The organism is Lacticaseibacillus porcinae (assembly GCF_003946305.1).
In the GTDB taxonomy this organism is placed as follows: domain Bacteria; phylum Bacillota; class Bacilli; order Lactobacillales; family Lactobacillaceae; genus Lacticaseibacillus; species Lacticaseibacillus porcinae.
In genome coordinates, this window is the sequence record NZ_RHNS01000025.1 from 1 (window position 1) to 25619 (window position 25619).

The window sequence follows — 25619 nt, forward strand, 5'->3', positions numbered from 1 at the left end:
TATTTGACTCCACCCGCACAGCGGGTGGTTTTGAGGCACGCGCGTTTTCCGCGCGTACCAGGCTAAAGCCTGCACAACAAAAAAACGCACTTTTCAGCGCGTTTAACTCGTTTACAAATCAAAAACGATTTTCGCTAAGCTCGTCACCGGATCGTGATCATTGTCGACAGGTAACACTAACCCAGCAGCAGCTTGAATGGCTGGGACGCCGTTTTTCACTGAGACGCCTAAGCCGACTTTTTGGATCATTGACATGTCATTGAGATTGTCGCCTAACGCGATGATCTCTTCAGGCTTGATGCCGATTTTTTCCCCGAGGGTGATCGCCGCATCCCCTTTGTCGATGCCGCTAGGGTTGAATTCCACATAACGACCAGAAGAATAACTGACCGTTGCCGGGTAATCCACAGCTGCGGCAATTTTAGCCGCTAAGTCTTGGCGAGGCTGAAGTTCAGGATGTTGGAAAATGACTTTAGCGATGGGATGACCTTTCAATGCCAATAAGTCGTCGTCAGTCCACAAGGTGTAATCCACGCCGCGGTTATCTAAATACGCATATTCAGATGCACTTGGGCGATAGACATACACATGATGGAAAGTGTAAATATGCGCCCCAAATTCAGGATCCGCAGCGCCGACTTTGAAAATCGCGTTGGCGATGTCAAAAGGCAATGGCGTCGACGCAATGATTTGGTTGCCTGCATTTTCAACGATCGCCCCACCGTTATAAGAGATCACGTATTGTCCGGCAGCTTGTTCAGTGCCGATGGTCTTAAGTAGTGCTTGCACTGACGCAAAGCCGCGGCCAGTGTTGGGGACGAACTTCACCCCAGCATCGCGCAAGCGGGCAATAGTTTCAACGTCTTTAGGCGACACACTGCCGTCTGTGCGCAACAAACTCTCGTCTAGGTCAGACACGATCATTTTATAGGTCATTTTTTCTTTGCTCCTTTAAGGCCCCAGGTGAAGACGATATAATATACCGCCGCGATCAACAAACTGCTGACGACGCTAGACGATAAACTCCCATTTTTGCCGTGAGCCATCGCCGTCATCGCCACCATCGCGATAAAATAACCCGCCGGAATGATCAAGCCGATGCCATAGGATTTCCCTTTTTGCCCGAGTTTAAAGTTCCAATACCCCAGTCCAAAGGTGATTGCCACTACTAAAAGGATCAAAAACAATGCCAAAATCAAATCACGTGTCCCCCAGTTTTTTTCTTTTATTATACTAAAGATTGTGAAACGCTACCACCCACCGGAAAAACCGCCGCCACCAGAACTGCCGCCGCCGTATCCAGAACCTGAGCCAAATCCTGATCCAGAGCTGGCACTACCGCCGACATCGCTGATCCACACTGGCATCATCGCTAAGCCTAAGCCATCAGTATCTTCTTGATTTAGCCGCCGCCACAATGCTTCAAAAAATTGCTTTTGGGCCTTCAAGGTGTGGAGTTTTTTCGCGTCTTGAGGGGTGACATGTTCAACGAAAGCCGCCCACACTTCTTGTTGATCTTTAAAACTGTGATTTGGGGCCCATTCGCTGAAGCCGTTGAAATACTGTTTGAACGGTGCCACTAAACGCACTAGATGCGGTTGAATGGTGTTGAAGTAGGCTTGTAAACTCGCTGCTTGCCACACCAATTCATCTGAATCAGGTAGATCCGTGTAATCGATCCCCGCATAAGCAAACGCTGGCATCGGCGTCGGCACACTTGGTGCGAGATCTGCAAGTTTGTAGCGAATGTACCACGCAAAATCACGCATCAACCAATCTTCAAGGTCTTGCGGCATCGCTTTGAACCACCCAACTGATAATTGTTTGCGATAAGCGGCTTGTTGCGCCGGCAATAAACTTTGAAATAATGGTAAGCGGGTTGCGACTTGTTGGTCAAACACTTGTAAAAGTTTCGCGTGTTGCCGTTTGTGTTGCCAAATCAACAACCCAACGACTAACACGGCTAAACCTAGAAAAATGGCCACGGCGATATTGTCGCGGACTTGTTGCGCATGGGCCGCGGCTTTTCGCGCTTTGATCTGTGCAGGGGTAGCAATTTCTGATTTGTGATCAGCTAACCACGTACTGATATTGACCATCACTGCAGTCATCGCCATATCATAATGCTTTTTGCGGAGGCTGGTTTTGACGGCATCGGTGACAATATGATCCATCGCGCCGTCAGGTAACGCCGCTTCTAAGCCATAGCCGACTTCTAAGGCATATTTTTTATCGCGTAATGCCAAGACAAAATACAGTCCGTTGTCCCAACCTTTTTGGCCAATGCCGAGTTGTTCAAAACGTTTGACTTTGAATTTGTCGATATCTTGGCCTTTGGGAATGCGGTCATAGACTTCCATCGACAACGTCGGCTTCCCTGGCAACCTCGCCAAAGTGTCATTGATCGTTTCGGCATCTTTCAAGGTGCCTTCAGTCAACGTATTTGTGTGATCATTGAGATATTGATTCTCCAGTGCGTGGACTGGTGTCGTCCACATGCAGATCATCCCAAGAAATATCAGCAATCCAAGCCAGCCGTGATGATGTTTCATTTCACCCACCTCCACTTGGATTATCTCAAATTACTGATAATAAAGCACGTTAATTAATTGGAAAGGCCATCATGAACAAAAAAATACACGCTATCGATAACCAACTATCGATAGCGTGTCAAAATAATATTTTTTAGTTCAACAACCCGGTGATCTTATCCCACAAGCTAGCAAAGAAATTCCCGATGGCATCAAGGATCTTTTGCAACAAGTTACGGTTCTCTTGGGTATCTAAGCCTTTAAGCTTGGAGAACAAGTTCTTGGCACTCGATTGAATGGAGCTGGCAAGCTTTGAAGCTTGGGCTTTGAAATCACTAGATTTCAAGGCACCAGAGTTTTGGATCTTGACCATTAAGTTGATGATTTGGGTACGTTGGTTGTTGTTGATGATGTTCGTCAAGTTGTTGGCTTTCAACTGGGAGTCCACAATGTTGCCGATGGTGTTTTGCGACAACGTTTGTTCACCAGAATTTGATTGCGTGGCCATGTCTTTCTTCATGCCGGCAACCGCGTTGTTGAGCTGTTTGTCAGAATAGCCGTCTTTGTCTTTATTGGCATCGGTGATGTCTGACAAGGTGTTGACTTCCGTTTGTGCGGCAGCGATTTGACTGGCATTCAAAGTATCACCGTTTTGGGCGAAAGCCGCATACACACCAGCTAAAGCACCAGAACCGTCAATGGACACTGCTGACGTGATGAAAATGTTGGCATTGGCCACCCCAGCCGTTACCGCCGCGTTGCGGTATTGATCAGAAGTGATGGTCGTGATGTTGTTGGTGCCGTTGTAAGGGACGATGGTGACGTTGATGCCACCAGTCGAAGTTTTTTGCACCAAAGCCGATGACCACACGCCAGAAGTCGAGGTGAACGTCGAGCCACTAGGGTTTAAATACTTCACCAAGGTGTCGCCGTTGACCGTCAATTGCGATACATTCGAGACGTTGGCGGCATTTTCTAACGTCGACAACGTTCCAGATTTTTGATCAGCCGTTAAGCTAGTGCCAAGCGTTGCCACTGGGGTCCAAGTGTCATCGGCGTGCACCGTGTGCGTGCCGAACGCTACCGTCGCTAACAGCGCAGCCCCTAGCGTTAAAAGGAATTTTTTCATGTCGTTACTCCCTGTTTTAATTTACCTTATCATACTAAAAAGCAGTCGCCTTGACTGCTTTTAGAAACATTCTTAACCGCTTCTTACAGGCTTTTTAAGCTTGCGGCACCCCAGCGTTGAAAGCTTCCAAATGTTGATACAACGCACCTTCACGCAACCCATATTGCGAGAAGGTCAACCGGTCAGAATCTAAGAATCGGATCATCATCACCACTGGGACTAACCCGCCGACGATAATGTCAGCGCGGTATTTCGCTAAGCCACCGATGGCTTTGCGTTCTTCTAAGGAACTAGAGATCACTTGCTTAAAAATCGCATTCACTTGCTCAGTGCTCATGCGATAACCGTGAATATCTTCGAAGTTGGCAACCGCATCTTTGCGACGTTGGATCTTCGCAAGCGTCCGATTCGACCCACCTAAAGCGACGATCGGCAAGTTTTGCGCTTTTTTCAACCACCAAATGCCATTGAAGGTGCGATTGACGGCAGTAATCACATCAAATAATTCCGCCGCACTGACGGTATCGCCATGTAAGTAACGCTCGGTCAAATTCACTGAACCAAAAGGGATCGAGATCAAATGTTGCAGTTTGCGGTTTTGCACCAAGATCAATTCCGTTGACGCGCCGCCAGTATCCATGATCAACGCATTTTGAATCGGCAAGGTGTTGATCACCCCTAAGAAATCTAATTCCGCTTCTTTGGTGCCAGGGATCACTTGAATATCGACGCCAATGGCTTTTTTGACGCGCTTCAAAAATTCTTTTTGATTGGCAGCCATCCGCGTTGCCGCTGTCGCATAAGCTTCAAGCGTTAAGTCGTGCAAGCCTTCATATTGCTTTTTAAAGCCGACTAGTGCTTGAATGGTGCGCACCATCGCGGGTTCTTGCAACACGCGGTCTTCACCCATGCCTTCTGATAGCCGCACCATTTCTTTGAGCTTTAACACTTGCTTGACGCTGGAATCAACGTTGACTTGCCACACGCTTAACCGCGCAGAGTTGCTCCCAAGGTCGATCACACCGAAATGTCTCATCGTTATTGCCTCCATCTTGTCCGGCTCAAGTATACCAAACTCCACGCTTTTGAGCGAAAAAATGAGACCCAGACGAAAAGGTCTGGATCTCACTTGAGGTTACTGGTGACTTGAAATCGGGACTCCGGCTGGCTCGCCGCTGCATAGTGAGGGTCCTCGGCCGAACTAACTTGGACGTCTCGCTACGCTCGTCGCCAAGTGGATTTCGACCTGCGGAACGCAGTAGGCGGTAAAACCGCCAACTGCGTTCTCACTATGCAGCGACGGCCAGCCTCCGTCCCGATTCCAAGTCACTGGCACCACACCATTGAATTGCCAACCAGTCATTATCGTTCAATAACTGGTCATTAAACGATTACAATTCAGTGCCGATTGCCCGAAGCATTTCCTCAACCGACGCATAAGTTGGACAATCTTCTCGATGCAACGGTTCGACTAACGCGATGACAGTATCTACGGGAAAATCGATCATCATATGTCCTCCCGAGATGGTGCTGTAACTTCATTTGCTTGAGTCAATAACAATACCCTAGCGAGCTAGCGTCACGTAGGAAAGCTGAACCATGATTGTGGCAGTAAAATCAAGGAAGACGCCGGTTTGTGGCGGCTTGTGCAGATTTTACCGGCAAAAATTGAAACAAAGCGGTTTTCTTTGGTTCAATTTTTAGGTGGAAGAACATCGGCGCACTTTGCCGATTTCTGGAGCCGGCCGCACGATCACTGGTTCAGTTTTCCGCAGTGACGATAGCTCGCGGCAACTGGTTACTCCCGCTCTTGCGGCGCCTTCATCGGGGTGAAGCGATGCATGTCAGCAGGGTCATCGTCAGCATGCGCTAGACGTTGGGCTTTATTCGCTTGAATCGCTTGTCCCATGAAAATTTGTTGGGAATCGATCAAGGTCTTGCCGCGTAAGTCGACGCGCTCCCAAGTGGCATCTGGTTGCAACAGTCGTGTTTTAACTGTGTCTGACCACATGGTATCAAAAATCGACATCACTTTTTCATGGACGGCATCAGATAAAATCGGGAACAACAATTCCACGCGCCGCGACAAGTTGCGCTTCATCAAATCGGCACTGGATAAGTACAAGGTTTCATCCCCGTTGGCGTAGAAATAATAGATCCGGCTGTGTTCCAAGAAGCGCCCGACAATGGAGTGCACGGTGATATTCTCAGAAACCCCTGGGATCCCGACTTTCAAATTACAGATCCCGCGAACGATCAACTCGACTTTGACACCAGCAGCACTTGCCGCATATAACGCTTGGATCATGCGGGTGTCTGACAAAGAATTCATTTTCATGCGAATCAACGCCTTGCGTCCAGCTTTGGCATTTTGAATTTCTTGATTGATGTTGTCGATCAAGTGGTCGCGGATCCCCATTGGTGCGATCACCAACTTGTGGAAGTACGCCGGTTCTGAGAACCCTGACAACATGTTGAAAATGTTGCTAGCGTCAGCACCCATTTCCGCATTGGCGGTAAACAACCCCATATCTGTGTAGAAGTTGGCGGTGACATCGTTGTAATTCCCAGTGGCCATATGCATGTAGCGACGAATGCCTGATTCTTCGCGGCGGACCACTAACGCGAGCTTCGAGTGGGTCTTCAACCCCACTAACCCGTAAATCACATGACATCCGGCGCGTTCGAGTTCTTGGGCCCAATGAACGTTGTTTTCTTCATCAAAACGGGCTTTCAGTTCGACCAGCACCGTAACTTGTTTCCCATTTTGGGCGGCAAGTTTCAATGAGCTGATGATCGGAGACTTCGATGACACGCGATATAACGTCATTTTCACCGCGAGCACTTGGGGATCAACGGCAGCTTGGTGAATGAAGTCAACGACTGTAGCGAAAGATTCATAAGGATGTTGCAACAACACATCATGATCGCGGATCACATCAAATAAGTTGCCTTTCAGTTCAGTCGCCCGATATGGCGTGAACTTCGGGAAACTCAACTCAGGCAAGTTCTGTGCAAGCTTGGCGAGTTTGGACATTAAGTTCAAATCGATCGGGCCTTTGATCGCGTATAAATCAGCGTCAGAAGTCAATTCCAAGCCTTTGAGCAAATGCTTTTTCAAGTATTTGCCCATGTCGGCGTCATATTCCAACCGCATCACTTTACCGTGTTGGCGTTTTTTAAGTTGCGATTGGATCTCTTTCATCAAATCTGAGGTGTCTTCTTCAGCGACGTCTAAGTCCATATCCCGCGTGACCCGGAACACTGCGCATTCTTGAATGGTGGCGCCGACGAACAATTCATCTAAGTAATGCTCGATAATCGTTTCCAGCAAAATGAAATCATTCGGCGCATCAGGCAGGCGCACCACCCGCGGGAACACGTCTGGGACTTGCACCAAGGCAAAAGCTTTATCGTCGCCATCTTTTTGCAAGCGAATGGCGAGGTTCAACGAATTGTTGCTTAAAAAGGGAAACGGCCGCGTCGGGTCCACACCCATTGGCGTGAGCACTGCATATAATTCTTGATGAAAATAATCATCAACAAATTCATGTTGGCGATCACTTAATTCATCAAATTGCCGCAACCTGACGCCAACTTCTTCAAGCGCTGGCCGCAACATCCGACTCCAAGTGTTGTATTGTTTATCGACCATGGTGTGAACGGCTTTAGAAATGCCTGCCAATTGGTCGCTAGGCGTCATCCCTGCAGCGTCAGGTCGTTGATAATTGACGGCAACCATTTTCCGCAGTGACGCCACGCGGACATTGAAGAATTCATCAAGATTAGATTGAGTGATGCCTAAAAAGCGCACACGCTCAAGTAGCGGATTCTCACGGTCGCGGGCTTCTTCTAACACGCGGTCATTAAAGGCGACCCATGACAATTCGCGGTTAGTGAAATATTTCGGATCTTCGAATTTCTTACTCATATCGACAGTCTTCCTTTCAATACGATCGGCATCCCAAACACCGCCGCGAAAAATTGCCCTTTGCGTTTCAAGGTCCAACGCTCCAGTTCCACATCGTCATTAGCCGTCGCAGTTAAAATGATTTGATCAGGTTTTTGAGAAACGCGAATGGCACTGATTTTTTGTTGACGAGACGCATCTAAGCTATCGGCCACGCGTAAAATCGCCGACAACTTCGCAATGGTCAATCGCCGCGCTGACGACATCAATGGCAAGTCGCCGAGATCGATTTGCGGCGAATCACTCGAGTGGAAACGCGCAATGGTGGCCACCATTTGTTGCTCGATGGCATCAAGCCCCATTAATTCAGAAGCGCGAATGATGTAATCGGAGTGTTCATAGTGTTTGTGGGTATCGACATAACTGCCGATATCGTTGACGATCGCGGCGATTTGCAACAACAGGCGTTCGCGTTTGCCTAAACCGTGGAGCTTTTTCAACCGGTCGAATAGTTGCAAAGCAAAAGTCACAGTCGCATCGCGGTGTTTAGGATCGACTTGATAGCGATCAGCTAAGTTTTGCGCTGAGATCACGATTTCTTGGGTCGGGTCTAAGGCCACTGGCTTGTAACCTGCAGAAAGCGCCGAGTTAACTTCCAAGCCGTCGAGCATTTTCAAATTCGAGACCCAGATCTTGGAGGCGTGCAAGGTTTTAACTAAGCGATAAACCAACAACACCGTCGGCAACACTTGCGAGACTTGATTCAATGGCAATTCATACGTGTCAGCGAGATATTGATCGCTTGAATGAATGACTTCGTGATATAACAGATCAAAGCCGTCGCGGTCGGTTTCCACCGCAGTTTTACCAGTAGGGATCAAGGTTTCAAGCAGCGACAAAGCACTCCCCATGATGATCATGTTGTGATAATCCACATCTGCGGGCAACAAGCGCATAAAGTCCACTAAGCGAGAGTCGATGAAGTCGCGCATCACTTCCACATAATTTGGGACACTGGCTTGAATGTCGCTCATCACTTCAAACACCCGCAATGGCCCAAGGCTTAAATTCCGAGAAAATCCGAACTCCCCGTTAGTAAACGCGGTGAGTTCCACCGAGCCACTGGAAATATCGATCAGCACAGTGCCTTTTTTGGTGATAGTTTCAAAATTTGGAAAGCGCGCAAACACCGCTTGGGTGCGGTAAAAGGCTTCTTGAGACAGCGTCGCGCGTTGGATCTGCCAACCAGTGCGCGACACGATTTGATCCCAAACAAATTGCGCGTTGTCTGCTTCAAAAAAGCTGTGGCTGCCAACGACGGTGGTGTCTGACACCCCGTAGTCATTGAACAACTGGCGAATGGTATTTAACGCCAGCACCGCCGCGTCCACTGTGTCAGGTTGAATTTGATGCGTCGCGAAAATGTCTTCGCCGATCGCCACTGGATAATGCCCGCGCTCTAATTCTTTTAATGTGCGCAAATTGGTGATACTGAAAAAAATCGCTTGTGCGCCGATCACAATAAATCCGCGGTCACTTGTCATACCCAACACTCCTTGTTTTTTACTTCGTTGTCTTGCGGCTGTGAGTTGAAATTGGGACTCCAGCTGGCCGCCGCTCCATAGTGAGGGTCCTCGGGAAAGCTAGTTTGGATGCCTCGCTACGCTCGTCACCAGCCGGATCTTTTCCTGCGGCTTTCCGTATGTGGTAAACCACCAACGGAAATCTCACTATGGATCGACGTCCAACTTCCGTCCCAATTTCAAATCACAGGCGTCGTCGCGATCACTCACATTAGTCTTCCACACACGCTGAGGGATTCTTAATCGAGACAACTTGATCGTGTATCGATTACTGATGGCGGCGGCTAGCTAGTGGAGCGGCGAGGTTGAAATCAGCGAACGTGGCAGAGAGATCAGCTGAGACAGTGATTTTCTGGCTCAGTTGATCTTTCAGGCAAAATCAAAGACGTGGTTTTCGGCTTTGATTTTAGGTGAAAGAGCATCGGCGCTTTTTGCCGATCTCTGTAGCCGGCCGGCCACGAGAGGTGATTTCAGCCTCGCCGCGGAACTAGCTCGCCAGCTGCCGCAACTGTAACTCCATGATAACACCTCAAAAGCGTTATCGCAGAGTTTGGAATGGCTTTCATTTGTAAAGCACGTGTGCTACGCTATTTTTAATGAAACAATTATAACCCTTTTGGAGGCACACTATGAAATTGATCAACTTAGGTAAATCAGGTTTGATGGCTTCCCCGATCGCGCTTGGCGTGATGCGGATCACCAAACTCGACGTGAAAGGCGCCACCGAATTACTCGACCGCGCTTATGGCGCCGGGATCAACTTTTTTGATAATGCAGATATTTATGACGGCGGCAAAGCCGAGACCCTATTCGGTCAAGCTTTGAAAAATGCCAGCTTCAGTCGCGACGATGTGTTGGTGCAAACCAAAGTCGGCATCAAACCTGGTCTTGCGTACGACTTTTCTAAGGAACATTTAGTCGAAGCCGTCGACGCTTCACTTAAGCGCTTAGGGTTAGATTATGTCGATACTTTGTTGCTGCATCGTCCTGATGTGTTGATGGAACCAGATGATATCGCCGAAGTCTTCTCCGATTTGCAAAATGCTGGTAAAGTCCGTCAATTCGGGGTTTCTAACTTCAATCCTGGCCAAGTGGCATTGTTGCAACAAGCCGTCGGACAACACCTGTTTGCCAACCAACTGCAATTGTCATTGAAGCACACTGGGATGATCGACTTTGGCTTCCACACCAATATGACTGATGAACGCGCCACGGCGCATGATGACGGCATTTTGGAATATAGCCGCTTGCACCATATGACCATTCAAGCTTGGAGCCCTTATCAATACGGCTTCTTTGACGGCGTATTTATCGACAATCCAAAGTTCCCAGAACTCAACCAAAAGCTGCATGAACTGGCCGACAAATATGGCGTTGACGTCAACGCCATCGCAGCGGCTTGGATCTTACGCATCCCTGGCGACTTCCAAGTGATCGCCGGCACCACCAATGCCGCGCGGATCGAAGGCATCGCCAAAGCTGGTGACATCACGTTAACGCATCAAGACTGGTATGATCTTTACCTTGCTGCAGGCAATGATTTGCCGTGATCGATGCAAAACGCTCAACCGATTTTCGGTTGAGCGTTTTTTTAGTCTCTAGTGGTGCCGCGCGCAACTAATTGCGGCGTTAATAAAACTTCCCCTTGTTGCGCCCCGGACTGATCGATTTTCGACAATAACATCCGCGCCAAGTGTTCCCCAAGATCCATAACTTGTTGTTGCACCGTGGTGAGTTGGGGATTGGACACTTGATCTAAAAATACCCCATCAAAGCCGATCACCCCGAAATCTTCAGGAATACGGCCACCTTTTTCTAAAATCGCCCGCACCACCCCTATGGCTAAGCGATCAGAGGCGCAGACAAAACAAGTATTGCGGGCAAATTCTGACCAATGTTCATCAATAAAGCCTTGAGAGATATGGGAGCGATTGGCCATGCGGTGGATCCGAGGCAACAAACCATGTTGTTGCAAAGTGTTGATGTAGCCAGCTTCGCGAGAATATTCAAACGGTTCTTTGACGTCGATGCCAATGAAGATCACCGACTGATAGTTCTTCGCCAACGCATATTCTGTCGCTTGGGCGGTACCCAGTTTGTTATCAGTATCGACAAAATCATACCCATAACGATTCTCGCCGTATAAAACTAATGGTTTTTCCAATTGATCCAACCACTCAGAATCTTTAGTCCGCGCCCCAGTGATCAAATAGCCATCAGCATTGCCGTAGTCGAGTTTTTCGCGATCAGAGATCAATTGCAAGGCATATTGCTGCTTATCCAACCCTCGGGCAATGCCAAACAACAAGTTCATGTAATAAGGCTCGGTGGTATCAATATCCTCCAAGATCAAGAACTTGATCACATTGGTACGATTTTGCGCTAAGGCTTTCGCAGCAGCGTTGGGCCGATAATTCAAGGTCCGCATCGCGTTAGTCACCAATTGGCGTAAGTCTTCTGTGACTTGTTCAGGATGGTTGATCACCCGCGAAACCGTCATTTTTGAGACATTGGCTTCTTTTGCCACATCTGATAACGTCGCCATACCAAACCCTCCATTCGTGTTCTTAATTATTCTACCACGACAAGCGCTTACCTCGCCAAAATTTACCCCTTTCTGTGTGAAATCTCGATCATGTAATCGAAAAAAGCCTGACTCGCTTTGCCACAATTGATGTCTGGTAGCGATAGTGTTTCAGCAAACTATACCAATATGCCTCCGGCACGAAAATCTGTGGGCTCCGACGATTTGGCGACACTACGGTGAATTGGACAAGTTGCCGGTGCGGCCGTCTGCAGAAATCGGCAAAGCCCGCCGATGTTCTTGCGACTAAATATTGAACCGGAGAAATTCACTCCGTTTCAATATTTGCCGGTAAAATCTGCGCGAACCGCCACAAACCGGCGTTTCACTTGATTTCACTCCCACAGGAAATTGTACAATTCACCTCCGTTCTGCCAAATCGTCTCTGCCCACAGATTTTCTACTTTATTTTGCTAGTTTAAAATCAAAGTCGCTGCAGTTGCGAAGTCGTCCGTTAAACGAAATGTGACATTTATGTTGTTATCACACGTTTCGTAGCCATCAGATGGCAATAGACTAGCGTAGTGGCAGTAATTTGAAACGGGGACGGAAGCTGGCCGCCGCTACATAGTGAGATTTCCGTTAACGACTTGTCGCTTACGGAAAGCCGCAGGTGGAGATCCGCTTGGCGGTGAGCGTAGCGAAACGTCCAAGTTAGCTCCGATTCGGACCCTCACTATGTAGTGGCAAGCCAGCTGGAGTCCCCATTTCAAATCACTGCTGAGCCTAGAGCACACCACTGTTGCCTGATAGTGGCAAGAAACACTCTCAATGCCAGACAGTGTTTGAACAAAAAAGACCAAGACTGAATCGTCTTGGCCTGAGCTGTTGAGAAATTAGTAGGCGACATCGAACTTTCCGTCACGATGGACCCAATATTCATGTAATTCAGTGGTGGCGCCGGTATCATCAACACCATAAGCGGCAACCTTAAAGACAAACGCGCCTTGGGAGTCGTTGCCAGTGCCATTGGCTTTATAGCTGGAAATGGTGTCGGTTTGGTCTTCTGGATGTTTTTTGAAATAGCCTTTAACGATTTTCACTGCAGAAGCACTGGTGACTTCTTTGCTGCTAGAGGATTTAGCCGATTGCTTAGTCGTCGACTTTTTCTTGCTGGCAGCAAGCGATGACGATTTGGCTTTAGACTTCGACGCTGCAAGTTTGGCACGATGGCTTGAAGCTGAACTGGACTTTGATGCAGATACCCCATCGATACGGTTAGCAACTGCTTGGACTTGGGGCCAGAATTGGTGTCCCGCAAAAGTCAAGGCTGCTCCGATCACGATCAGAATCGCCAAAAACCGTGTGTGGCCAATGGTTTCTCGATGATGGCGGCGTTGCGTCCGCAAATGTTGCGTCCGTCCGATATGATTGAACCGCCGCACATAGCCGATGATCACAAGTAACAACAACACGCCCCACACGAGTTCTTGTACCCACAATTGTTTTGCGATATCGATAATTTGTCCCATGTTAAACCCCCGATCCCGATAATAACTCAATGATTTAATAGTGCACTGAAACCGGAAAACTTGCAAGCCACTTCACAAATATCTTGATATTAATGAGGCGATGTCAGCTTCAAACGATCATGATTTGAAGGTGATCGAACGGCTTTATTCCCGTAAACTGCCTGATTACGCTGAGTTCCTCACTGAAAGTTTTCATGTTGATCTGATTGATAAGTTTGTTGCAGTCATCACAAAAAAGTCGACGTCTAAACGTCGACTTTTCCTTTACCCACCTAAGTAGGCTTTTTGGACTTCTGAGTTTGCTAACAATTCAGATCCTGTGCCAGTGAGTTTGACTGTGCCGTTAGCGATGACATAACCGCGATTGGCGATTTGCAACGCTTGTAAGGCATTTTGTTCGATCAACAGTACCGTGACCCCTTGTTTGTTAATGGTTTTGATGATGTCGAAGATCTTGGAAATGTAAATCGGCGCCAACCCCATCGAAGGCTCATCCAACATCAACAGCTTTGGTTGCGCCATTAACGCCCGGCCCATCGCTAACATCTGTTGTTCACCACCAGAAAGTGTGGCGGCATCTTGGTTTTTACGTTCTTTTAAAACTGGAAATTGGTCAAACACATTGGCCAACACATCGTTTTGTTCATTGCGAGGCACCAAATATGCGCCCATTTTCAAGTTTTCCATGGTGGACAAACCCGAAAAAATGCGGCGTCCTTCTGGGACTTGCGCAATGCCGGCACCAACGATTTTGGCGGCAGACATTTTCGTTAAGTCTTGATCGCCATATTTAATGGTGCCTTCAGCGGCTTTCAACATCCCTGACAAGGTGTGCACAATGGTGGATTTCCCCGCACCGTTTGCGCCGATCAAGGTGACGATTTCGTCGTCTTCAACGTTGAAATCAACGCCGCGCACCGCATGAATAGCGCCATAGTTGACTTTTAGCCCTTGAACATCAAGCATGTACGCCACCTCCTAAGTACGCGTTGATCACGGCGTCGTTGTGTTGGATCTCATCAGGTGTGCCTTCCGCAATCAGCTTCCCATGTTCCAACACGTAAATACGTTCCGCCAACGACATGACTAATGACATATCATGTTCGATCAACACGACAGTCAACCCAAATTCGGTTTGCAGCCGCTTGATCAAATGGGCGAGATCTGCAGTTTCTTCAGGGTTCATCCCTGCAGCTGGTTCATCTAAGAAAATCAATTGCGGGTCGGTCGCAACGGCCCGTGCAATTTCAATGCGACGTTGGGTCCCATAAGGTAAGTTGGCAGTGATCACGTCAGCAACATCAGTCAAATCAAGTTTTGCTAAAATATCATCAGTCCAGGCATTGGCGACGGCTTCTTGTTTAGAAAAAGCAGGCAGCCGCAAAATGCTGGACACAAAGCCTTCTTTATAGCGATGCGTCATCGCGGCTTGCAAGTTTTCCCGCACTGACAATTGATGGAATAAGCGAATGTTTTGGAAGGTTCGAGCGATCCCCATTTTAGCGACTTGATAAGGTTTCTTCTTATCTAAAGACACCATTTCATCCCCAACGCGGAAGGCAACCGTACCTTCAGTAGCTGGAGACACCCCAGTCAACGCGTTAAAAAGCGTCGTTTTCCCAGCGCCGTTAGGGCCGATCAAGGCGACCAGTTCACCAGTTTCAACATGCATCGAGACATCTTCAACAGCTTTTAATCCGCCGAAGATCTTGGACACGTGGTCCACTTTTAATAATGTGGTCATGCAGCGTCCTCCTTTTTCTTGCGGAAGCGATCTAAGACGCGAGCAAATGAGAATTCATAACGCCCAAGCAACCCACTTGGCTTGAAGACCATGATCACGATCAAGGCTACGGCGTAAATCACCATCCGCAACGTCCCGAAGCTTTGTAATACCGTATCCAGCACGCCTAAGACAATGGCCGCTAAGAAGGTCCCAGTCATGGAACCGACACCACCGAGTACGACGATGATCAACATGGCAATGGAGTTCATGATCCCAAAGTCGGTTGGCGCAATGGTTTGAATGTAGCTCGCATGCAAGGAGCCAGCCACAGCGGCAGTTGATGCGCCTAACACAAAGGCGGCTAACTTCCACTTGGTGGGATTGATGCCGACAGCTTCTGCGGCAATTTCATCATCGCGGATCGCTTGGATCGCGCGGCCTGCGCGAGAATGCGCGAAGTTGACGATAACGGCAGTGGTGATGCAAACGAAAATGTAAACCACCGGCCAAGTCGCAAATTGCGGAATGTTGAACAAACCAGCCGCGCCGTTAGTGATCTTCATGTTGTTGATCACTACGCGAATGATTTCAGCAGCACCCATGGTCGCGATCGCCAAGTAGTCCCCTGACAGCCGCAATGTTGGGATCCCAACAATGATCGCCACAACGATCGCAATCGCGATCCCGACGACGATGGAAACAAAGAACCCGACAGTCGTTGGCATCATTTGCAAAATGATCCCAGTGGCATAAGCGCCGACCGCCATAAACCCAGCATGGCCTAAGGAGAATTGACCAGAGAAGCCGATGATCAAATTCAACCCAGTGGCTAAGATAATGTTGATGCCGATGGTGACCAGCATGTTTTCAATGAAGGCATCGATCACGCCGACGTAAACTAATGCGTTAATGAGAACGAAGCCGACGATCATCACTGCGAGCCAACATGCGATGGCTTGAAGTTTTTTCTTGGTCATAAGCTTACACCTTCTCCTTCACATTCTTGCCTAACAACCCTGCAGGCAGCACGATCAAAATCAAGATCAACACAATGTAAACTGCTGCATCTTTATATGCGGACAAGCCGATTGCTTGCACACCAGTTTCCAACAACCCGATCAAGAACCCACCGATCGCAGCCCCAGGCACTGAGCCGATACCGCCGACAACAGCAGCCACGAAGGCTTTGATCCCAGGGGTCATCCCCATTAACGGATCGATCGAGTTGTAATACAACCCGATCAACACGCCAGCAGCCCCAGCTAAAGCTGAGCCTAAACCGAAAGTAAAGGAAATGACGTGATCTGGGTTGATCCCAACCAGCGCTGCAGCTTCTTGATCCACCGCAACCGCGCGCATGGCAGTCCCCATTTTGGTTTTTTGAATGATCAATTGCAGTAAGATCATTAAGATCAACGCAGTGACTAAGATCAGCACTTGAATGTTTGAAATGCTGATACCAAGGGCCGTGAAGTTATGCTGCTTGACCACTTGCGGGAAGTTTCTGGTATTGGCGCCGAATAAATACGACATCCCATTTTCCAAAAAGTATGACACCCCGATGGCCGTGATCAACGCGGTGATCCGCGGAGAATTCCGCAATGGGCGATAAGCGAGATATTCAATGATCATCCCTGCCATCGCGGTGACGATCATCGCCGATAACAAGGCGACGATGAAGTCGACGTGATAAGTGTTGATCACATAATAGCCCCAAAACGCCCCGAGCATGTAAATATCCCCATGAGCAAAGTTGATCAGTTTGATGATCCCGTAAACCATGGTGTATCCCAGTGCTAACAGCGCGTAGATACTCCCCAGTGACAGGCCATTGATGACTTGTTGCATGACTGTATGCAAGAGATCGCCTCCTTTAATTAAAATTCCTGTGTGTTCGTGATAATAGCGTGCTACGAGATGTCCGTTCTGCGTTGAGGTGGCGGTTGTCTCTCGTGGCCGGCCGGCTTCAAAGCTTGAAACAAAGCCCGTTTCAAGGCTTTTACGCCTAAAATCAAAGCCAAAGTGCGGTCTTTGATTTTGCCTGAAAGATCAACTGAGCCAGAGGTTCACTGTCTCAGCTGATCTTTCTGCCACGTTCGACAACCACCACCTCAACGCGTCACTCCCATCTCTTCACTTGGTACACAACGTATTCTATTTATATAGAAGAAACACGTTCAATGTATTTCAGTTGTGATGCAGATCCAGTAAGCAGTCGCAATCTTAGTCGATGCTTGTAGAGGCGTCGCCAGCGATTTTGCCGTGGGACGGAAGCTGGCCATCGCATCATAGTGAGATTTGCGTTAGTGGTTTACCACTTACGCAAAGCCGCAGGTGGAGATCCACTTGGCGGTGAGCGTAGCGAAACGTCCAAGTTAGTTCGGCCGAGGACCCTCACTATGATGCGATGAGCTAGCTGGAGTCCCACGGCAACCGACTGGCTCTCGCTAATCAGTGCAATAGCAGGCGGCATTTTGCCTCCTGCTATCCACCAGTTATTTGATCACAGTTGCGGAAACGGCTTTACCGTCAACCAGCTTTTCAACTGAGATCGTCTTTTCAGGGTTGTGCTTAGAATCGATGGTCATGGTCCCAGTGACACCTTTCAAGTTCTTGACTTTGCCTAAAGCCTTGGCAATGTCAACAGAGTTTGTAGACTTGGCATCTTGGATTGCTTGCTTCAACAGGTAAACAGAATCGTAACCTAAAGCGTTGAAGGCAGAAGCTGTGGTGTGGTGCTTAGCTTTGTAAGCAGCCATGAAGTCGGCAACCGTCTTATCAGACTTCGCAGACAATGTGGAGAATGGTGTGGTGTAGTAAACGTTGGTGACGTTCTTAGCACCAGCGATCTTGGTTAAGCTTGGATCCATCATCCCGTCGCCACCGACGATCGGGGTGTTGATGCCCATTTGACGTGCTTGCTTGATGATCAAGCCGATTTCAGTGTAGTAACCTGGAATGTACAAAGCGTCAAAGCCTTTGTTCTTCAAGGTGGTCAACACAGCGTTGAAGTCTTTGTCGCCAGCTTGGAAGTATTGTGTGGATACCACGTCGCCTTTGTATTGCTTCTTGAACGCTGCAGCTAAGCCTTTGCCGTAATCGTTAGAGTTATCAGCTAAAACAGCGACTTTCTTGGCTTTCAAGTTGTTGTCAACAAACTTCGCCGCTTGCGTGCCTTGGAAGTCATCGGTGAAAGCAGTCCGGAAGGCGTAAGGTTGGACCTTACCATTCTTTTGTTCCGTGTAAGCAGGCGCTGTGGCAGATGGTGAGATCTGAGCCACTTGCGCTTTAGTCGCGTTAGACAAAGCAGCAGTCGCAGCACCTGTCGTGGCAGGTCCGATCAAGGCAGAGACTTTCGAGTTGTCAGCCAAGTCAGCGGCAACAGAAGCTGCGGTGGATGTGGCAGTTTTGTTGTCTTTGGTAATGGTTTTAAACTTGTAAGTCTTGCCGTTGACCTTAAAGCCACCAGCTTTGTTGATGCGAGAAACCGCTAAGTCGATCCCATTGTTGACTTGTTCGCCATAGCCGCCGCCGACACCAGACAATTCGATGTTGACCCCGACTTTAACGGTAGAGCCAGTCGCGGTGTTACCTTTGCTTTGTGCTTTAGCAGTACAGCCTGCCATCACTGCCACTGAAGCAAGCACAGCGCCCACTTCAGCAAAACGTTTGATCATTTTAGTCTGCATAGCATAATCCCTCTTCTTTTTGTCCCAAGCTTTTGAGTTCGTCATGTGAATGTATTAATAATACATGGGAGTATTATTAAAAGTCAACGATATTTTCACATTTTTCACAACAAATTCAAATTTTACATATCTGTAATCGGGAGTTTAAAAGGATTCTTCTATGAGAGGACTCACATTTAGCTTTATTTAACTGCAGTAGCGCTGACCACTTTGCCTTTGGTCATTTGTTCAACAACGATCGGCTTTTCAGGATCATGGTTCTTATCAACAGATGTGGTCCCAGTGACAGCAGGCATATCTTTGATCTTCGCTAAAGCTTGCGCGACTTTCACAGAGTTGGTGGACTTGGCGTCTTCGATAGCTTGTTTGATCATCAGTACAGAATCATAAGCTAAAGCAGAGAAGGTAGGCGCATCTTGACCGTATTCTGATTTGAAGTCTGCCATGAACTTTTTAGCAGTTGGGTTGGTGGCACCAGACATCGTGGAAAATGGTGTGGTGTAGTAGATCTTGCTTGCATTGTCAGCACCGGCAATTTTCGCAAGTTTTGGATCCGCCATACCGTCAGAGCCAATGATCGGAACATTGATGCCAGCTTGGCGAGCTTGTTTGATGATCAACCCGACTTCAGAGTAGTAACCTGGCACATAGATCGCGTCGATGTTTTTGGATTTGATGTTAGTCAGCAATGCGTTGAAGTCTTTGTCACCTTCAGCAAAGGATTGCTTGGACACCACAGAACCTTTGAAGGCTTTCTTGAAGGCACTCGCCAACCCAGTCCCGTAATCAGAAGAGTTATCTTGAAGGATCGCTACGTTCTTCGCTTTCAAGGTATTGTCAGCAAAATGCGCCGCCGTTTCACCTTGTAAGTCGTTGTTAAAACATGCGCGGAATACATAGGTTTGGACTTTGCCATTTTTTTGTAGCGTGTAATCAGGATCCGTGGCAGATGGGGAAACCGTTGGCACATATGCTTTGGTCATGTTCGGAATCGATGCAGTCCCGTCGTTAGTGGTTGCAGGGCCAACGACTGCAGTCACTTTATCTTTAGTCGCCAATTGTGCGGCGACTGAAGCAGAACCTGAAGTGGTGGTTTTGTTATCTTGAATGACCGTTTGGATCTTCATTTTCTTGTCGCCGACTTTAATGCCGCCAGCGTTGTTGATTTCTTTAACCGCCAGTTGGAAGCCTTGCTTTTGTTGTTCGCCATAACCTGCAGCGGCACCAGACAATTCCATGTTCAACCCGATTTTCACTTTGTCGCCTGTTGCGGTGTTGCCTTTTGCACTGGAGTTCTTTGCGGTACATCCTGCCATGGCCATAATCGCCGCAACCGTTGCGGCGGCCCCTACAAATTTAGTGATTGTCTTTTTCATGAGTATTCTTCCCTTTTTTTCATTATTGTCTGCGGGCCGCGCGCGCCACGGTTCACAACTCATTAAAAAATGGCCCCATCCGTCGTGGATGAGGCCAATCACCTAGTGGTGTGATGAGCCCCATCAACGCAAAGCAGAGGGCTCAATTCGTAGTGTTTACTACGATCGAGTCCTCTGCTGCAACAACAAGGCCAAGTCTTGGCGGGAAGATACAAATGTTTGATTTTGATTATTCATGATGTATCCCCCTTTTCCAAGATTAATGATTAATTAGAATCTACTATTGTTTCTCTTAATTGTCAACCTTTTGGTCAAAAATAAATTTTGCCCCATCTCGGAAGTGCTCTGTTATACTGGTCACATTGCGATATTCACCGGCAATTAAAGCTTCCCGTTAGCGGTACTAATTTGCCTTGCGGCACGAAAAGCTGTGGACTCCGATGATTTGGCATCACTGCGGTGAACTGGACAAGTTGCCGTGCGGCCGGCTACAGAAATCGGCAAGACCGGCCGATGTTCTTTCGCCTAGATTTTGAGCCAAAGAAAATCACTTTGTCTCAAAATCTGCCGGTGAAATCCGCGCGAGCCGCCACAAATCGGCGTCTCACTTGATTTCACTACCACAGGCAATTGTCCAGTTCACCTGCGTTTTGCCAAATCATCTCCGCCCACAGCTTTTCTTCGTTGCTATCATAAGCTTATGAATCAAATATGCTGACGTGGCGAGGTTGTTCATAGACTAAAATTACGTATTTCTTCGCCATCATCTGATGATGCGATGAAACTCTCACGCTACGGGACAACGGTAACAAAATTTCAAAACGAAGCAATCTTTGGAGGCGACAACATGTCAAAAAATAACAAACGTACCGCGGCGATCCGCGCGGCTTGCGGGACAACGATGTGGGGCGTCGGCGGCGTGTTAGCAAATGTCGTCTTCAATACTTCCCATGCGACGCCGGCATGGCTGGTGTCGATGCGTTTAACTTGGGCCGGGATCGCGATGTTGATTTTTGCCATCGCGACTAAACAACCGTTGATGCGCGTGTGGCACAACAAAGCAAACGCGGTGCGTTTATTGTTATTCGGGTTGATTGGCGTGGCGCTGGCACAATTTACATATTTACTGGCAATTTTTTATGGGAATGCCGCGCTGGCGACGATCATGTTGTCGCTGGTACCGGCAATGATCACGGTGGTCACTTGCCTCAAAGAACGCGCCATGCCGCGGCCGATCGACACGATCGCCATTATCATCGCGTTAGTCGGAGTGTTCTTATTGGTAACTGATGGCAACCCCACGAAGTTACATGTGGCACCGATCGCGGTATTTTGGGGGATCTTAGCCGCGGCGACTGGGGCAGCTTACACCATGTTACCCAAAAAGTTATTAATGCATGAACCGCCGCTAGTGGTGGTGGGCTGGGGCTTGATCGTCGGCGCGGTGTTTATGAATGTCATCGAACCAGTGTGGCACATCCCCGCAGGTTTGCACTTGTATTCATGGGCATCGATTTTGTTCATTGTCTTCGGGGCGACGTTCCTCGCTTACATCTTATATGTCTCCAGCTTAAAAACGCTACGTCCAGCGATCGCATCGATGATTGGGAATCTCGAACCGCTGACAGCAACGGTGCTATCGATCATCTTCTTAGCATTAGGCTTTCACGCCTTGCAGTTCTTCGGCATCGTGATGGTGCTCGGCGCAGTCGTCATGATGAGTTGGACGCCAAAACGTAAAATTCAATGAGTCAGTGAAACCATCGCAAATTGATTGCGATGGTTTTTTAAAACAATATATACCAATATAACATCAAAACGCTATAAGCCATATTATTTATGACGTAATCTCATGTCGCGATACAAAACCTTTACAATAAAATGCTGGACTTTAATTTTTACTGGTGGTATCTTGTAAACGGTATCAAGGAGGAGTTGGCGGCTAAGGCTACGTCGTCAGTATTACTTCGCAACGAGGGGAAGCGCCTCGCAAACCCGGGGAGAGCGATCCGCAGTCAGGTGAGGTGACTCTAATGGCTGGCTCTCCCATACCAGAAGTGCCGGCACTATTCGTAAGCGTCTCAATTACGTGGACGCAATCCAGGTATACGCGGAAGTGCTGCCTCATGGCGACATGAGAAGCAGGTGAAGCCTGTGCGCAAACGGCAATGCAGAGCTTATTAGCGATCGAAGCGGCTAAGGTACAATAAGCCAAGGCTACGCAGACACTCACCTGATACTTAACAGCAATATGAACGTAATCGCATATTCCGAGCCGCGAAATGATCCCTCATTTCGCGGATTTGGTGTGTCTATGGGCACATTGCAAAAAAAATCGTGAGTCGGTATTCCGAGCTCACGATTTTTGGGTGTCGACCACTATTTTTGATTAATATTTCTATTTCTCATCAGGGATTAAATAACACATCGTCGCGCGATTTGAAGCAACGTGGACACAGCTAGCTACGCACCAGCACTCGGACCAAAAAGCAGTCCAAGCACTGGTGCTAGGCTACCTGGCCCACTAAGAACGCTGCAAATTGCGCTGGCGCCAATCAAAAAGGACCACAACCGAAGTCGTGATCCTTTTCTAGCAGTATCTACGAATAGATAAGGACAGTGTGGCTCCACAACCGCTTATCCACTGGCCCCGAAAATCCGTCGGGTGGTGATTCATGCCTGCCAGCTGCAACTTTCACCACATAAACCGTGGTTACTCGACTCATCGCATACCCTTATCATATCACGCTTTGTACTTGCCGCCAACTGGATGGCGATAAGTTTGTTCAGCTAACAGTTGCGCCAGCATAAATCCGACGGCAATGGCACCTGCCACCATCGCCACACGGACCGTGAGCTTCGATGCTTTATCAATTTGGCCTAGCACCAACGCTCGCACCGCTTGATAAGCAGTGGCGCCTGGCACTAGCGGCACTAAACCTGGAATGTTGAAAATGATCACCGGCATTTTTTTGATCCGAGAGAAGATCATCCCACAAAGGCCGATGGCAAACGCCCCAAGGACATTTCCCATCATCCGACCGACGTCAAGGTCATAGGTCAATACCCAATAAACGATCCAGCCGATCGCACCAGCCCATCCGGCAAAGTTTAACGCCCGCCGTGGGACATTGATAATAATGGCAAATGCCACCGTTGAGATATAGCTAAAGCTCAGCTGCACTAAAAACTGTAACCAATATGGCATGGCGGCCTCCTAGAAAAATCGAAAAATCAATGCGATGCCAACGCCGATCGCCGCAGCCGAAAGAATGGCTTCCATCCCGCGAGCAATGCCTGACAACAAATGCCCCGCCAACATATCGCGGATCGAGTTGGTGATCGCCACACCAGGAACTAATGGCATCACCGCGCCGATGATCACATTATCAAGATTGCGGCCGACACCGAGTCTGACGCCTGCCCAAGCGGTGATCCCAACCACAAATGCCCCGCCAAGCTCTGAAATAAAGCGCACGCGCGTCAGCGGACTGATCTTGGCATAGGCAATAAAGCCTAACGCGCCAACCACAGCAGCTAACGGCATATCAAACCAGTCGTAAGCTTGCGCAAATACCACCATCAACATGGTACTGCACACCCCAGCGGCTAACACCTGCAACCAAAATGGGAAAAACGGGGTATTTTGATCGAGATGATGCAACGCTTCATGTAATTCATGTAAGCCGAGTTCGTGGGCGGCGAAGCTTCTGGACAGTTGATTGACTTGCGCGACTTTTTCCATGTCGATGGAGCGTTTGTCGATGGGACTCAATAAGGTCTTTGATTCATTGCCTAACCCAATGAAGATCCCTGTCGGTGTGGTGAACACTAACGCGTCTTGGGCCCCGCCGTTCACCGCGATGCGGCGCATGGTATCATCGACGCGATACATTTCACTGCCGCCTTCGATCATGATGCGCCCAGCAAGCAGGCACACTTCTAGGAGCTCATTATGCATGTGCAGCTGCCTCGATGCTTTTTTCAAGATGAGCTTTGAGTTTTGCTTTGGGATAAGCCCCGACGATTTTTTCATACGGTTTGCCTTCGTGATAAACGATCATTGCTGGAATACTTTGAATGTGGAACTGCTCAGCGACGCTTTTGTCGTCATCGATGTTCATCGTGACCACTTGCATCGGCAGCTCCTGTTCCAAACTCGCCATCATCGGACTCATGATCTTACAAGGCCCACACCAAGGCGCCCACAGTTCTAAAACCGTGGTGCCGTGTTGGATCTCAGTTTCTAATGTTTTGCGCGTGACTGCTTTGACCATGATTTTCACCTCGAATTAGATTGTAACATGTTACCGGCTGACACCCAACAAACAGCTGTGTTTATCACTAAAACCCCACAAAAAATCGCGGTCTTCGTTGACCACGACTTGATGTTACTTTTTATCCGCATCCAACAAGGTGACGCCTTGAGGAGGGTTTTTAGTAATGGCACCAATGACTTTATGGGGGATATAAGCCTCTTGCAAATAGTCGATGTCATCAGGTGTGAGCGTCACATCAAACGCCCCTGCGGCATCATCGAGATATTTCGCCTTCGTCGCCCCAACGATCGGTGCGGCGACGCCTTTAGCCCACTGCCAAGCAATACTGATTTGCGCCATGGTGGCATGATGCTTTTGTGCAAGTGCATGTACCCGCTTGGTGATTTCAAGATCTTGGGCTTCGGTATGATCGTATTTGCCTTTGGCTACGACGTCTGTTTGCGAGCGTAAGGTGTTCGCTTCCCAAGTCGGTCGTGCCAGCCTCCCTGCAGCAAGTGGACTATAAGGCATCAGCGATACCCCCATTTGCTTGCACAACGGGATCATTTCACGTTCATCTTCGCGATACAACAAATTATAGTGATTTTCCATCGCGACAAAAGGCGTCAGTTTGTGATCGCGTGCGGTTAGTTGCATATTGTAGAACTGATAAGCAAACATCGCCGACGCCCCGATCGCACGTACCTTGCCTGCTTTGACCAGGTCGTTGAGGGCTGACATCGTTTCTAAAATCGGCGTATCGTAATCGAAGCGATGAATGATATAGAGATCAAGATAGTCGGTTCCAAGGCGCTTCAAGGTCCCATCAATTTCACGATCAATGGCAACTTTAGATAAGCGACCAGGATTAAAGTAGACTTTTGACGCGATCACCACTTTATCGCGAGTGGTGAGATTTTTCAACGCGCGGCCAAGATATTCTTCGCTGGTACCTTTTGAATAAGTATTGGCCGTATCAAAGAAGTTGATCCCAAGGTCTAATGCATGGGCAATCACTTGTTGGCTTTGATCAGGATCTAAGGTCCAATCATGCATGGTGCCTGCTTGACCAAAACTCATCGCCCCGACGCACAATTTTGAGATCTCAATATCCGTTTTTCCTAAATGCGTATATTCCATGGTCTTGCCTCCATTAGTTCATACCTTTACTGTACAACCTTGGAGTCGGTTTAAGGCAAGCAGTTTTGCGATTTCACTATCATCACAGCACAAAAAAAGATCTGTCAGCGACAGATCTTTCATTTAGCGTGGCGACTTCCTACCCTCGCAGGCAGTTACCCACCAACTACTCTCGGCGTAGAGAAGCTTAACTTCTGTGTTCGGCATGGGAACAGGTGTA

Annotated in this window: 21 protein-coding genes and 1 rRNA gene; 2 read left to right on the forward strand and 20 right to left on the reverse strand. The window is 48.4% G+C overall.

Annotated features, from left to right (window positions below; translation table 11 throughout):
- Positions 1 to 111: 111 nt before the first annotated feature.
- The 7 genes from EKM92_RS12975 to EKM92_RS13005 form a co-directional block, all read right to left on the reverse strand.
- Positions 112 to 936 carry a Cof-type HAD-IIB family hydrolase gene (locus EKM92_RS12975; protein ID WP_125711429.1) on the reverse strand — a complete coding sequence of 275 codons (825 nt, stop codon included), beginning with the start codon at positions 934 to 936 and terminating at the stop codon, positions 112 to 114.
- Positions 933 to 1199 carry a hypothetical protein gene (locus EKM92_RS12980; RefSeq protein ID WP_125711430.1) on the reverse strand — a complete coding sequence of 89 codons (267 nt, stop codon included), beginning with the start codon at positions 1197 to 1199 and terminating at the stop codon, positions 933 to 935. Before EKM92_RS12980 ends, EKM92_RS12975 begins: the two co-directional genes overlap by 4 nt.
- A gap of 51 nt (positions 1200 to 1250) precedes the next feature.
- Entirely contained in the window at positions 1251 to 2552 is a 1302-nt protein-coding gene (locus EKM92_RS13670; RefSeq protein WP_191988957.1) for a TPM domain-containing protein, read from the reverse strand.
- A 133-nt stretch (positions 2553 to 2685) separates the two neighbouring features.
- On the reverse strand, positions 2686 to 3660 hold the full coding sequence (locus EKM92_RS12990) for a DUF1002 domain-containing protein (RefSeq protein WP_125711431.1): 975 nt from the start codon (positions 3658 to 3660) through the stop codon (positions 2686 to 2688).
- Between the two features lie 94 nt (positions 3661 to 3754).
- Complete coding sequence (locus tag EKM92_RS12995; protein WP_125711432.1) at positions 3755 to 4696, reverse strand: Ppx/GppA family phosphatase; 942 nt, start codon at positions 4694 to 4696, stop codon at positions 3755 to 3757.
- 762 nt (positions 4697 to 5458) lie between these two features.
- Entirely contained in the window at positions 5459 to 7591 is a 2133-nt protein-coding gene (locus tag EKM92_RS13000; protein ID WP_125711433.1) for an RNA degradosome polyphosphate kinase, read from the reverse strand.
- Positions 7588 to 9114 (reverse strand): Ppx/GppA phosphatase family protein, encoded by a 1527-nt coding sequence (locus EKM92_RS13005; protein ID WP_125711434.1) that lies wholly within the window; start codon positions 9112 to 9114, stop codon positions 7588 to 7590. Before EKM92_RS13005 ends, EKM92_RS13000 begins: the two co-directional genes overlap by 4 nt.
- Positions 9115 to 9782: 668 nt before the next feature.
- Here EKM92_RS13005 and EKM92_RS13010 point away from each other — a divergent pair.
- On the forward strand, positions 9783 to 10703 hold the full coding sequence (locus EKM92_RS13010; protein WP_125711435.1) for an aldo/keto reductase: 921 nt from the start codon (positions 9783 to 9785) through the stop codon (positions 10701 to 10703).
- Positions 10704 to 10744: 41 nt separating this feature from the next.
- On the opposite strand, the gene EKM92_RS13015 is transcribed toward EKM92_RS13010, so the two are convergent.
- The 8 genes from EKM92_RS13015 to EKM92_RS13050 form a co-directional block, all read right to left on the reverse strand.
- Positions 10745 to 11698, reverse strand: a complete 954-nt coding sequence (locus EKM92_RS13015; RefSeq protein WP_125711436.1) for a LacI family DNA-binding transcriptional regulator — start codon at positions 11696 to 11698, stop codon at positions 10745 to 10747.
- An 875-nt stretch (positions 11699 to 12573) separates the two neighbouring features.
- Positions 12574 to 13209 (reverse strand): hypothetical protein, encoded by a 636-nt coding sequence (locus EKM92_RS13020; protein WP_125711437.1) that lies wholly within the window; start codon positions 13207 to 13209, stop codon positions 12574 to 12576.
- A gap of 264 nt (positions 13210 to 13473) precedes the next feature.
- Positions 13474 to 14175 carry an ABC transporter ATP-binding protein gene (locus EKM92_RS13025; RefSeq protein ID WP_125711438.1) on the reverse strand — a complete coding sequence of 234 codons (702 nt, stop codon included), beginning with the start codon at positions 14173 to 14175 and terminating at the stop codon, positions 13474 to 13476.
- On the reverse strand, positions 14168 to 14953 hold the full coding sequence (locus EKM92_RS13030; RefSeq protein WP_125711439.1) for an ABC transporter ATP-binding protein: 786 nt from the start codon (positions 14951 to 14953) through the stop codon (positions 14168 to 14170). The genes EKM92_RS13025 and EKM92_RS13030 overlap by 8 nt, the downstream gene beginning before the upstream one ends.
- On the reverse strand, positions 14950 to 15912 hold the full coding sequence (locus EKM92_RS13035; protein ID WP_125711440.1) for a branched-chain amino acid ABC transporter permease: 963 nt from the start codon (positions 15910 to 15912) through the stop codon (positions 14950 to 14952). The genes EKM92_RS13030 and EKM92_RS13035 overlap by 4 nt, the downstream gene beginning before the upstream one ends.
- Positions 15913 to 15916: 4 nt before the next feature.
- Positions 15917 to 16795: a branched-chain amino acid ABC transporter permease gene (locus EKM92_RS13040; RefSeq protein ID WP_125711441.1), complete on the reverse strand. Its 879-nt coding sequence runs from the start codon at positions 16793 to 16795 to the stop codon at positions 15917 to 15919.
- Between the two features lie 635 nt (positions 16796 to 17430).
- The gene (locus tag EKM92_RS13045) at positions 17431 to 18624 is read right to left on the reverse strand and encodes an ABC transporter substrate-binding protein (RefSeq protein ID WP_125711442.1); all 1194 of its coding nucleotides are present in this window, start codon (positions 18622 to 18624) and stop codon (positions 17431 to 17433) included.
- 182 nt (positions 18625 to 18806) lie between these two features.
- Positions 18807 to 20000 (reverse strand): ABC transporter substrate-binding protein, encoded by a 1194-nt coding sequence (locus EKM92_RS13050; RefSeq protein WP_125711443.1) that lies wholly within the window; start codon positions 19998 to 20000, stop codon positions 18807 to 18809.
- An 847-nt stretch (positions 20001 to 20847) separates the two neighbouring features.
- Here EKM92_RS13050 and EKM92_RS13055 point away from each other — a divergent pair.
- Entirely contained in the window at positions 20848 to 21750 is a 903-nt protein-coding gene (locus EKM92_RS13055; protein ID WP_164510014.1) for a DMT family transporter, read from the forward strand.
- A gap of 993 nt (positions 21751 to 22743) precedes the next feature.
- Here EKM92_RS13055 and EKM92_RS13060 read toward each other — a convergent pair.
- The 5 genes from EKM92_RS13060 to rrf form a co-directional block, all read right to left on the reverse strand.
- Positions 22744 to 23208, reverse strand: coding sequence for a threonine/serine exporter family protein (locus EKM92_RS13060; RefSeq protein ID WP_125711445.1), 465 nt, complete (start codon positions 23206 to 23208; stop codon positions 22744 to 22746).
- Between the two features lie 9 nt (positions 23209 to 23217).
- On the reverse strand, positions 23218 to 23961 hold the full coding sequence (locus EKM92_RS13065; protein WP_125711446.1) for a threonine/serine exporter family protein: 744 nt from the start codon (positions 23959 to 23961) through the stop codon (positions 23218 to 23220).
- A complete protein-coding gene (locus EKM92_RS13070; RefSeq protein WP_125711447.1) occupies positions 23954 to 24277 on the reverse strand; it encodes a thioredoxin family protein in 324 nt (107 codons plus the stop codon). The genes EKM92_RS13065 and EKM92_RS13070 overlap by 8 nt, the downstream gene beginning before the upstream one ends.
- Positions 24278 to 24391: 114 nt before the next feature.
- The gene (locus tag EKM92_RS13075; protein WP_125711448.1) at positions 24392 to 25399 is read right to left on the reverse strand and encodes an aldo/keto reductase; all 1008 of its coding nucleotides are present in this window, start codon (positions 25397 to 25399) and stop codon (positions 24392 to 24394) included.
- A 126-nt stretch (positions 25400 to 25525) separates the two neighbouring features.
- Positions 25526 to 25619, reverse strand: a 5S ribosomal RNA gene (rrf, locus tag EKM92_RS13080); the annotation flags it as partial.